The organism is Streptomyces aculeolatus (assembly GCF_020400605.1).
In the GTDB taxonomy this organism is placed as follows: Bacteria; Actinomycetota; Actinomycetes; order Streptomycetales; family Streptomycetaceae; genus Streptomyces; species Streptomyces aculeolatus.
Genome location: NZ_JAINRD010000012.1, coordinates 196,281 through 208,128 on the forward strand (window position 1 = coordinate 196,281; position 11,848 = coordinate 208,128).

The 11,848-nt window shown below is 72.6% G+C and carries 7 protein-coding genes; 6 read left to right on the plus strand and 1 reads right to left on the minus strand.

The genetic code is table 11. The annotated features are described in order from the left end of the window. Window positions 1-243: 243 nt before the first annotated feature. The 6 genes from LG396_RS21215 (at window position 244) to LG396_RS21240 (ending at window position 11,449) form a co-directional block, all read left to right on the plus strand. Window positions 244-876, plus strand: coding sequence for an LUD domain-containing protein (locus tag LG396_RS21215; protein WP_225795950.1), 633 nt, complete (start codon window positions 244-246; stop codon window positions 874-876). 47 nt (window positions 877-923) lie between these two features. Then, window positions 924-1,850, plus strand: a complete 927-nt coding sequence (sigJ, locus tag LG396_RS21220; protein ID WP_037751794.1) for an RNA polymerase sigma factor SigJ — start codon at window positions 924-926, stop codon at window positions 1,848-1,850. A 351-nt stretch (window positions 1,851-2,201) separates the two neighbouring features. Further along, the gene (locus LG396_RS21225; protein ID WP_225795951.1) at window positions 2,202-3,110 is read left to right on the plus strand and encodes a sigma-70 family RNA polymerase sigma factor; all 909 of its coding nucleotides are present in this window, start codon (window positions 2,202-2,204) and stop codon (window positions 3,108-3,110) included. 468 nt (window positions 3,111-3,578) lie between these two features. Next, window positions 3,579-9,074, plus strand: a complete 5,496-nt coding sequence (locus LG396_RS39770; protein WP_225795952.1) for an ATP-binding protein — start codon at window positions 3,579-3,581, stop codon at window positions 9,072-9,074. Between the two features lie 977 nt (window positions 9,075-10,051). After that, window positions 10,052-10,624 carry an isopentenyl-diphosphate Delta-isomerase gene (gene idi, locus LG396_RS21235; RefSeq protein ID WP_026276119.1) on the plus strand — a complete coding sequence of 191 codons (573 nt, stop codon included), beginning with the start codon at window positions 10,052-10,054 and terminating at the stop codon, window positions 10,622-10,624. Between the two features lie 165 nt (window positions 10,625-10,789). Further along, window positions 10,790-11,449: an undecaprenyl diphosphate synthase family protein gene (locus tag LG396_RS21240; RefSeq protein ID WP_225795953.1), complete on the plus strand. Its 660-nt coding sequence runs from the start codon at window positions 10,790-10,792 to the stop codon at window positions 11,447-11,449. Window positions 11,450-11,539: 90 nt separating this feature from the next. Here the strand turns inward: LG396_RS21240 and LG396_RS21245 are convergent, their stop codons facing one another. Next, window positions 11,540-11,845, minus strand: a complete 306-nt coding sequence (locus LG396_RS21245; protein WP_225795954.1) for a hypothetical protein — start codon at window positions 11,843-11,845, stop codon at window positions 11,540-11,542. Between the last annotated feature and the right edge of the window lie 3 nt (window positions 11,846-11,848).

An 11,848-nucleotide genomic window follows, 5' to 3' on the forward strand; every position in this document is an offset into this window, starting at 1 on the left:
GGCGGAACCCCGGGGGACCGCCAAGCCGCCACCAACTCGCGGCACAGTCCGGCCCAAGGCCGGTGCCCATACTCGGAGTTGTGGAGCGGTGGCACGAGGCATTGTTCATGTAACGCGGGAGCGCTCGTCCGCCGCTCCACGAAATCGGCACCTCCGCCAGACGTTCCGGCGGGGTGTCTTGTCGTAGGGATGGGGACGGCGAAGCCGTCCGGATCCGCCATGCCGACCGACACAGGAGAGACCATGACGACCCCGGCACCGCCGTTCACCGAACCGGCTCCCGCGGAGCGCCTGGAGAAGGTGGCCGCCGCGCTGACGGACAACGGCTTCGAGGCCGAGGTCCTCGGCGGCGCCGCGGCCGCGCGGGCCCGCGTGGGCGAGCTGGTCCCCGCGGGCGCCACGGTGTTCACCGGGGCCAGCGAGACGCTGCGGCTCTCCGGGATCAGCGAGGACATCGACGACAGCGGGCGGTACGACTCCGTCAGGGCGCGCAGTCTGGCCATGGACCGCACCACCCGGCGGGACGAGATCCGGCGGGCCCTCGCCAGCCCCGACGTCATCCTGGGCAGCGTGCACGCGGTCACGGACACCGGCTCCCTGGTGATCGCGTCGGCCAGCGGAAGCCAGCTCACGGGCTACTCGGGCGGGGCCGGGCACGCCATCTGGGTCGTCGGGGCGCAGAAGGTGGTGCCCGATCTGGAGACGGCGCTGCGGCGCGTGGAGACGCACTGCCTGCGGCTGGAGGACGAGCGCGCCATGAAGGCGTACGGCACGGGCAGCTCCCTGAACCGCCTGCTCGTCCTGCACTCCCTGAGCCCGCACTACTTCCCGGGCCGCGGCACGGTCCTGCTGCTCCGCGAAGCGATCGGCTTCTGATTCCGACCGGGCCGGGCGCGCGGCCGTCGAAGGGGGCTGGTGGGGCGATGACCGCCGACGCGGGAGCGGAGTCCGCGGAGCCGAGCCTGGTCGTGCTCGTGGGCGAGCGGCGCCGGATGGTCAACCTGGCGTACCGGCTGCTGGGTTCGCTCTCCGACGCCGAGGACGCGGTGCAGGAGGCCTACGCCCGCTGGTACGCGATGGCACGGGCCGAGCGGGACGCCGTCGGGTCCCCGGGTGCCTGGCTGACGACGGTGACCAGCCGCATCTGCCTGAACCTGCTGAACTCGGCGCGGGTGCGCCGCGAGACGTACGTCGGGCAGTGGATCCCCGAGCCGCTCCCGGAGCACGCCGGCGGGCTCGCCGTCCGCGCCGGCGGCAGCCACACGGACCCGGCCGACCGGATCACCCTGGACGAGTCGGTGAGCATGGCGTTCCTGGTCGTGCTGGAGTCGATGACCCCGGCCGAGCGGGTGGCCTTCGTGCTGCACGACGTGTTCCGGTACTCCTTCGCCGAGGTGGCCGAGGTCGTCGGCCGCTCGCCCGGCGCCTGCCGGCAACTGGCCTCCGCCGCGCGGCGCCGGGTCCGCCCGCCCGGGGCCGGCGCGATGCCGCCGGACCGTAAGGCGGGCCTCGTCCGGGAGTTCAAGCAGGTGTGGGAGGCCAAGGACATCGACGCCCTGATCGGGCTGCTCGACCCGGACGCCACCGTCACCACGGACGGCGGCGGGCTGGCCCCCGCGGTGGCCCACCCGGTCACCGGCGGCCGGGAGATCGCCACGGCCTGTGCGGACCTGGCCGCGCGGGGCCCGCTGACGATCCTCGAACGCGCGGTCAACGGCGAGCCGGGGCTGATCAGCCGGCGCGACGGGGCCACCGTCGCGGTACTGGCGTTCGATGTCGACGGTGGCCGGATCACGCGCATCTGGGCCGTGCTCAACCCGGAGAAGCTGCGCCTCTGGAACGCCGGTTGACCCGTGCCGCCGGGCCGCGTCCGCGCGCCCGCGCAGCCGCCGCCGGACGCGCGGCGCGGCGGGCGGACGCAGGTCCGCGGGTGGACGCGGGGCGCGACCGGGCACGTTCGCCCTCCTCAGCGCCGCGCGGGTGCACCCCCCGCCGACTGCGGGAGCGGAGGTGCAGGTCACCGTCGTCGCCCTACGGAGTAGGCTCGTTGCCGGCTGTTGTCACTTTTCAGCCGCGACAAGCACGGGCGGGAGGCGGCGAGGTGACACGGCATCGGGCCGGGTGGCGGTTACCGGCTCGTCACATCGGCGAAATCCCGCCGGTTACCGACATGGCAGGCGCCGGTGAGAGGACTTGACCAGATGAGTGATCACGACTGGCTGGCCGAGCGGTTCGAGAGTGATCGCCCCCGTTTGCGCGCGCTCTCGTACCGGATGCTCGGCTCCGTCGCCGAAGCCGAGGACGCCGTCCAGGAAGCCTGGATCCGGCTGAGCCGTTCGCGCACCGACGAGGTGGAGAACCTCAGCGGCTGGCTGACGACCATCGTCGCCCGGGTGTCCCTGAACATGCTGCAGTCGCGCAAGTCACGACCCGAGGACCTGGTGGACACGACCGAGGCCGCCGAGCCGCAGGGCGGCGAGAGCGCGGCGACCGACCCCGAGGAGGAGGCGGTCCTCGCCGACTCGGTCGGCGTCGCGCTGCTGGTGGTCCTCGACACCCTCACGCCCGCCGAGCGGCTCGCGTTCGTGCTGCACGACATGTTCGCCGTCCCCTTCGACCAGATAGCCGCCATCGTCGACCGCTCCCCCGCCGCGGCCCGCCAGTTGGCCAGCCGCGCCCGCCGCCGCGTGCAGCAGGGCGCACCGCTCGCCAGGACCAGGGCCATCGGTGTCTACGACGAGAACGGGCTGGCCCTCAAGAAGGGCAGGTCCGACCTGGCCAACGCCTTCCTAGCCGCGTCCCGCCGGGGCAACTTCGAAGCGCTGCTGGAGATGCTCGACCCGGACATCGTGCTGCGCTCCGACGCGACCGCCGCCCAGCTGGGCATGGACGCCGAGCTGCGCGGCGCCGACGCCGTCACCCGCCTCTTCGCCGGCCACGCCTGGGCGCCGCTGCCCGCGGTCGTCGACGGGGACGCCGGCCTGGTGTGGGTGAAGGACGACAAGCCGTTCCTCTCGTTCCGCTTCACCGTCGGCAAGGACGACGGCCGGATCACCTCGATCAGCGTGCAGGCCGATCTCTCGGACGTCGACATCGTCCTCGCTCTCTAGGCCCTGTCCGTACGGGCCGGAGGGCCGGCCCGTACAGGTGGACGGACAATGCGCCGCCGTGGCGCAATTCACGATTGCCGGCACGTTTATTCGCGAAGTCCCGTGCATTGCCCGGGAATTGATCGCGGCCGGAGCCGCGCCGACCGGTAAGCCCCAGGTCATCGACCCGTCGGGGCGAATATCCCGCCGGTGGAATTGCAGCCGCCGAATCGCCAAGTGGGCGCCAAGTCGTTGGTGTGTGACGGCCAAGCGGGCTGCCCGATGCTGGAGGGGCGTGGGCTCGGGACGGCACGCTGTGCGGATCTGTCGGGAGTAACGACGCTGGTAGGGGTGGTGGCTTTCACAGTCCTGAACCACCCGGGACGCGGTGCCGGATCCGGCACCGACCCGATACGCAACGGGCGCGCCGCGCGGAACAGCCGCCGCCGCCTCCGCCGACCGGCATGTGAAATCTGGGAGGTCTGACCGGTGTTCAGCCGTGTTGCGATCATCAATCGTGGAGAGGCCGCCATGCGGCTGATCCAGGCCGTCGGTGAGCTCAACGAGTCGGGTGCGCCACGGATCGAGACCGTGGCGCTGTACACCGACGCCGACGCCACGGCCACGTTCGTACGCGCGGCAGACCTCGCCTACGACCTGGGCAGGGCCGCGGACCGCCCGTACCTCGACCTGGCCGTGCTGGAGCGCGCCCTGGTCGAGACGGGCGCGGACGCCGCGTGGGTGGGCTGGGGCTTCGTCGCCGAGGACCCGGCCTTCGCCGAGCTGTGCGCGAAGCTCGGGGTGGCGTTCATCGGCCCCGACGCCGAGGCGATGCGCCAGCTGGGCGACAAGATCAGCGCCAAGCTCCTCGCCGAGGAGGTCGGCGTCCCCGTCGCGCCGTGGAGCAGGGGCCCGGTCGCGGACCTGGACACGGCGCTGCTGGAGGCCGAGCGGATCGGCTATCCGCTGATGCTCAAGGCGACCGCGGGCGGCGGCGGCCGGGGCGTACGGGCCGTGCACGAGCCGGACCAGCTGGTCGAGGCGTTCCAGCGGACCAGCCAGGAGGCGGAACGCGCCTTCGGCAACGGCGCGTTGTTCCTGGAGCGGCTGCTCGTCAACGCCCGGCACGTCGAGGTGCAGGTGATCGCCGACGGCCAGGGCGGGGTGTGGGCGCTGGGCGTACGGGACTGCTCCGTGCAGCGCCGCAACCAGAAGATCATCGAGGAGTCCTCCTCGCCGGTGCTGGCGGCCGACCAGGTGGAGCAGCTGAAGGAGTCGGCCGAGCGGCTCGCGCTCGCCGTGGGCTATCGCGGCGCGGCCACCGTGGAGTTCCTCTACCAGCCGAAGGACGGCATGTTCGCCTTCCTGGAGGTCAACACCCGGCTGCAGGTGGAACATCCGGTCACCGAGGCCACCACCGGCATGGACCTGGTCAAGGCGCAGCTCCACGTGGCCGCCGGCGGCCGGCTCACCGGCACCCGGCCGGCCGAGCTGGGGCACGCCGTGGAGGCCCGGCTCAACGCCGAGGACCCCGACCGCGACTTCGCGCCCGCCCCGGGCCGTATCGCCCTGCTCGACCTGCCCACGGGACCGGGCATCCGCGTCGACACGGGCGTCAGCCAGGGCGACTCCATCCCGGCCGACTTCGACTCGATGATCGCCAAGGTCATCGCGTACGGGCGGGACCGCGACGAGGCGCTGTCCCGGCTGCGGCACGCAATGCGCGAGACCACCGTGCTGATCGACGGCGGCACCACCAACAAGAGCTTCATCCTCGACCTGCTGGACGAGCCCGAGGTCGTCGGCGCCCGGGCCGACACCGGCTGGATCGACCGGGTACGGGCCGCGGGCGGGCTGGCCTCGCCGCGGCACTCGGGCGTCGCGCTGGCCGCCGCGGCGATCGAGGCGTACGAGGACGAGAAGCGGGCCGAGTTGCAGCGGCTGCTGGGCACCGCCCGCGGCGGCCGTCCGCAGGTGCACCACGAGGGCGGCCGCCCGGTCGACCTGGCGCTGCGCGGCGCGGGCTACCGGCTCGCCGTGGCCGAGACGGGACCCGGCCGCTACCGCGTCGGCTTCCGCTCCCGGATCGACGACGGCGAGGTGCGGACCGTCGACGCCGTGCTGGAGCGGTTCGACGCGCACACCGGCCAGATCCGGCTCAACGGCCACCGCTTCCGGCTGGTCACCGGCTCGCACGGGCCGGTCCACCTCGTCGAGGTCGACGGCGTGACGCACCGGGTCAGCCGCGACGAGGGCGGCGTGGTCCGCTCCCCCGCCCCCGCGCTCGTGGTCGCCACGCCGCTCGGCGCCGGCGACGAGGTCGCGGAAGGCGCCCCGGTGCTGGTCCTGGAGAGCATGAAGATGGAGACGGTGCTGCGCGCGCCGTTCCGGGCCACGCTCAAGGAGTCGCTCGTCTCCGTCGGCAGCCAGGTCGAGACCGGTGCGCCGCTGCTGCGCCTGGAGCCGCTGGACGACGTGGGCGCCGCGCCCGTGACCGCCGGGGTCGACCTGGACCTGCCCGCCGAGCCCGCCGGGCTGACCGCGGAGCAGCGCGCCGACCGCGGCCTCGCGGACCTGCGCGGCAGGCTCCTCGGCTTCGACGCCGACCCGGCCGGGCCCGCGGACGCCCTCGGCGCCTACCTCATGGTGCGCGCCGGGCTGCCGGAGCGTCCGCTGGCGGCGGAGGCGGGGCTGCTGGAGGTCTTCGCCGACATCTCCGAGCTGAGCCGCAACAAGCCGGAGCACGAGGAGCACGCCGCCGAGACCTGGGTGCGCAGCCCGCGCGAGTTCTTCCACACGTACCTGCAGAGCCTCGACGCCGAACGCGCCGGGCTCTCCGAGACGTTCCAGGGCCGGCTGACCCGCGCGCTGGGCCACTACGGCATCGACGGTCTTGACCGTACGCCCGCGCTGGAGGAAGCGGTCTTCCGGATCTTCCTGGCCCGGCAGGACGCCGCCGCCGACGTCGCGATGGTCACCGCGCTGCTGCAGCAGTGGCTCACCGAGGACCCGCCGCCCGCCGGGCTGCGCCAGGTGGTGAGCCAGGCTCTGGAGCACCTGATCCGCGCGACGCAGCTGCGCTTCCCGCTCGTCGGGGGCCTGGCGCGGAGCCTGGTGTTCCGCTGGTACGCGCAGCCGCGGCAGCACCGCACCCGCACCAACGTCTACCACCGCGTACGCCAGCACCTGCGCTACCTCGACGCCAACCCGGACGCCGCCGACCGCGGCACCCGGATCGCCGACATGGTCGCGAGCCCCGAGTCGCTCATCCAGCTGCTGGGCGAGCGCATCGACCGGCAGGGCGACGAGACGGACCCGCTGCTGGAGGTCCTCATCCGGCGCGCCTACCGCGACCACCGGCTGACCGACGTGCACAGCAAGACCGTCGCGGGGCGGCCGTTCGTCTCCGGCCGCTACGAACTCGACGGCGTCCCGCACCTGCTGCTGGTGACGGTCGCCGACTTCGGCGACCTGGCCGGGGCCGCCGCGACGATGGCGGAGGTGGCCGCCGCGGAGCCGGACCCGACGGCCGTCGTCGCCGAGTTCTACCTCACCAGGACCGGCCCGCGCCCCGAGCCCGACGAGATGGCCGCGGAGCTGCGCGCGGCGCTGTCCGGCCCGCTCCCCGCCGGCCTGCACCGGATCACCACGACCGTCGCCGGGCGCGACGGCGCGGCGCCCCACCACTTCACGTTCCTGCCGTCGCCCGCCGGTCCCGCCGAGGACAAGCTGATGCGCGGCATGCACCCGCTCATCGGCCAGCGGCTGCTGCTGCGGCGGCTGCGGAACTTCGACCTCACCCGGCTGCCGTCCGCGAACGAGGACGTCTACCTGCTGCGGTGCGTCGCGCCGAGCAACCCGGCCGACGAGCGGCTGGTCGCGATGGCGCAGGTCCGCGACCTGACGCCGCTGCGGGACGACGAGGACCGCATCCTCGCGCTGCCCGAGGTCGAGGCGGCGCTCGGCGCCTGCCTGGACGCGATCCGCAAGGAGCAGATCCGGCGGCCGGCGAGCAAGCGCCAGGACACCAACCGCATCTTCGTCAACGTCCGCACCCCCAGCGCGGGCCTCACGCTCACCGAGCTGAACGCGGTGGCGCGGCGCATCCTGCCGACGACCCGGGGCCTGGGCGTGGAGGAGGTGCTGTTCCTCGGCAGCCGGCCCGACGGGCGCGGCGGGCTGGTGCCGGCCGCGGTGCAGGTGTCGTACGACGGCGCCGGGGGCGTCCGGCTGAGCGTCACCGACCCGCCGACCGACCTGATCCAGCCGCTCGACGACTACGGCCAGAAGGTGCTGCGGCTGCGGCGCCGCGGCACGGTCTACCCGTACGAGCTGTTCGACCTGATCGCCGGCGCCGGCGGCTCGTTCACCGAGCACGACCTCGACGACTCCGGCGCGCTGGCCCCCGTACAGCGGCCGAAGGGCCTCAACAAGGCCGGCATCGTGGCCGGCGTGGCGACCACTCCCACCGAGCGCTACCCGGAGGGCGTCACCCGCGTCGTGCTCCTCGGCGACCCGGTGAAGTCGCTGGGCGCGCTCTCCGAGGCGGAGTGCGCGCGGGTGGTCGCGGCACTGGACCTGGCGGAGCGGATGCGGGTGCCCCTGGAGTGGTACGCGCTGTCCGCGGGCGCCCGGATCTCGATGGACTCGGGCACCGAGAACATGGACTGGATCGCGCGGGCGCTGCGCCGCATCGTCCACTTCACCCAGGACGGCGGCGAGATCAACGTCGTCGTCGCGGGCGTCAACGTCGGCGCGCAGCCGTACTGGAACGCCGAGGCCACGATGCTCATGCACACCCGCGGCGTACTCGTCATGACCCCGGACTCGGCGATGGTGCTGACCGGCAAGCGGTCGCTGGACTTCTCCGGCGGCGTCTCGGCCGAGGACAACTTCGGCATCGGCGGCTACGACCGCGTGATGGGCCCCAACGGGCAGGCGCAGTACTGGGCGCCGGACCTGAAGGCGGCGCGGGACGTGCTGCTGTCGTACTACGACCACAGCTACGTGCTGCCCGGCGAGTCCGGCCCCCGCAAGGCCGGCACCGCGGACCCGGTCGACCGGGACGTCAGCGACTTCCCGCACGTCGCCGAGGGCAGCGAGTTCACCACGGTCGGGGACATCTTCTCCGCGGCGACGAACCCGGACCGCAAGAAGCCGTTCGACATCCGCACGGTGATGCGCGCGCTCGCCGACCAGGACCACGCGGTACTGGAGCGCTGGGCCGACATGGCCGACGCGGAGACCGCGGTGGTGCAGGACGTGCACCTGGGCGGGCGCCCGGTGTGCCTGGTGGGCATCGAGTCGCGGTCGGTGCAGCGGCGCGGCTTCCCGCCCACCGACGGCCCGGACGCGTACACGGCGGGCACGCTCTTCCCGCGCTCGTCGAAGAAGGTCGCCCGGGCGGTGAACGCGGCGAGCGGGAACCGGCCGCTGGTGGTGCTGGCGAACCTGTCCGGGTTCGACGGCTCGCCGGAGTCGATGCGCGAGCTGCAGCTGGAGTACGGGGCCGAGATCGGCCGCGCGATCGTCAACTTCCGCGGGCCGATCGTGTTCTGCGTCATCTCGCGCTACCACGGCGGCGCTTTCGTGGTGTTCTCCAAGGCGCTGAACCCAGGCATGACCGTGCTGGCGGTGGACGGTTCGTACGCCTCGGTCCTCGGCGGTGCGCCGGCCGCGGCGGTGGTCTTCGCCGCCGACGTCGACTCCCGGACGGCGGCCGACGCGCGGGTGGCGGACCTGGAGGCCCGCATCGCCGCCGCCTCGGGCGGCGAGCGGGCGCGGCTCGCCGACCTGCTGGAGAGCACGTGGGCGACGGTGCGCGCGGAGAAACTGGGCGAGGTGGCCGCGGAGTTCGACGGCGTGCACTCGATCCAGCGGGCGCAGCGGGTGGGTTCCGTGGACGCGATCATCCGGCCGGAGGAGCTGCGGCCGCAGATCATCGCGGCCGTGGAGCGCGGGCTCACCGGAAGGGCGGCAGGGTGAACCGCCGAATCGGCGTGCATTCCGGCCGTGTAAAAGCCGTCGGTACGGCCGCCGGATTATGTGCCCGGAACGCCGTTCCGCGGGATATTCAGTACCCGAGGATATAGCCGGGACGAGAGCCCGCCCGCCGCGCAGTACCGGCGATGCGCGGCGGGGATCACGGCCGTCGGACTGACAACAAGTAGCTAAGTGCGCCGGCCTCCCCTTGACGAGGGCCACTCGTGTTGCAGAATGTTTTTCGCACGGCGGGTTCGCGATCCTCCCATCCGTCCGGATCGCGAACCCGCCGGCGAGACACGAACGCTCACTGGGGGGAAATGTTAACGAGGCAGGAATCAGGCAGAGTTCCGTCATGCAGTGATATTCAGAAAGCGGGCCCGGCGATAAAGCCGGGAATGGCGGATGCCGGGGGATCCCGCTTGCCACCGTGCCGGGGCCGACGCCTCGCCGCCGCGGCACACCGGCTGAACTCCCACGTCGGAGGCGCTCCGGCGGCCACCGGCCACCCGGCCCCCCGGGGCCCGCTCCGCGCCGGGACCGTCCGCGCGGACTCCCCCGCCCGCACCCCGCCGACCATGCGGCGGACCGGACTCGCCCGCCTCCCGCGAACCCGAAAAGAGGTCGGATGAAGAACCCGTTCGAAAGCGCAGGACCATCGGCAAACGGCATTGCCGGCACCCGGCCACATGCCCGTACGCATCAACGGCGACGCGGTAAACAGAACCGCCCCGCCTATTTCCCACCCGACGATGCCGCAACCGCCCTGGACCGGATGCACCGGGGATGACCGCCCCACCGCGGCACGGTGCGCCAAGGCGGCAGCGGGATCGTACGGCCCGCCCGAATCGGCACTCCGGACACGTGCGGAGAGCGGCCCGAGCCGATTTTGCGGGGCCGTCGAATAGACCCTTCCGCGCCGGGGATTCGGCGGCGGTCGCGCCGCCGCAACCGTTCACCACAAGAGGCAGGAGACCGTCATGACCAGTCGGGAATCGCAGTTGGTGGAGCTCGTCGACGCGGGCGGCACCGCCCTCGGCTCCCTCATGGTCGCCGAGGCGCACACCGCGCCCGGCCGGCTGCACCGGGCGTACTCGGTGATGCTGCTGGACGAAGAGGGCCGCGTCATGCTCCAGCAGCGGGCCAAGGTGAAGACCCGGTTCGCGCTGCGCTGGGCCAACGCGACCTGCGGCCACCCGGCGCCGGGGCAGGCCCTGTTCGACGCCGCCGCCGAGCGGCTGGTCGAGGAGATCGGGCTGCGCGGAGTGGAGCTGGCGGAGGCCGGCGTGTACCTCTACCGGGCGGAGGACCCGGAGACCGGCCGGATCGAGCACGAGTACGACCACGTCGTGGTCGGCCGGGTACCGGTGGACGTGCAACTGGACCCGGACCCGGCCGAGGTGGCCGACGTCCGCTGGGTCGCACCGCAGGAGCTGCGCGCGGACCTGGCGGCGCACCCCGACGACTACGCGCCCTGGCTGGCCGGCGTGCTCGTGGTGGCCTCGAACGCCGCCGAACGCCTGCCGCAGGCCGCCGGCCTAGCCCAGCGGTAGGGCGCCCGCGGGGGCCCGGCAGCGGCGCCGCCCCGGCGGCGCCGCCCCCGCGAACGGCCACCCTGTGTAACCGCCCGGCTCCGCCGCGGACATCGCCGATCCGGCCGTACCGCGGTCAAGGGTGCGCACGAACTTCGAAATTGCCCGGTCACACGACCAAAGGAGATGACTGTGACCAACTTGATGTTACTGCCGGACGGAATGCGGCGCTGGTCCAAAACCAACGGCGTCTCTCTCGACGACGGCTACCGGGCCATGGCGGACAAGCTCGTCGAGTTCACCGACTGGGCCAGGGAAGACGACATCACGACCCTGTACGTCACGACCTCCTCGGCCGCGAACTTCGACCGCCCCGAGTCCGCGGTGAAGACGTTCCTGGAAGCGTTCGACGACGTGGCCGAACGCACCCACCGCACCTGCAACTTCAGTTTCACCGGATCACTCGACCTGGTGCCCAAGAAGTACCTCACCAGGCTGGAGGAGCTGCGGGACGAGTCCGACAAGGATTCCGGCTTCACGCTGCACTACATCATGGGCATGTCGCTGTCCGAGGAAGTGGTCCAGCTTTTCAACAGGCTCAACGGCAAGATCCCGAAGCTGACCGGGAAGATCCTGGCCGAGAACGCGTACGTGCCGCAGCAGGTCGACTACCTCATCCGCACCGGCGGTGCGATCCGGATGTCGTCCTTCTTCCCGCTGATGTCCCCGTACGCGGAACTGCACTTCTCCCCGGTCCTGTTCCCCGACATGAAGCGGGCGGACTTCGACACCGCGCTCAGGGACCTGCGGCAGCGGGAGCGGCGCTACGGGAACTACCCGGGGTAGGCCGCCACCGGAGGACCGGGCGCACGAGCAGCCGGGCAGGGCGCGCAGCACCGCGGCCTGCCCGGCCCTTCGACGTGGCCGGCGGCCGCCTCAGTGGAAGAGGCGGTACGAGGCGAGGGCCGTCATCGGTTCGACCGACAGCGGCGCGGTGATCCACTCGTTCTTCAGTCCGTTCATCGTCTTCTGGAAGGCGGGCATCGTCAGGAGGGGGTTCTTCTCGTCGTCCTCCAGGTCCACGACGATGACGAGGGTCCGCCCGTCCGTGAGCTTGCACCAGGAGTAGCGCACGCCCTCGGGCCCGGCTTCCTCGATCGCCGCGAACAGCTCCTGCGCGGCCTTCTCCGCGGTCTCGACCTTGTCTTCCTTGATCGTGGCACGGAACATGCGGACGCTCATGGG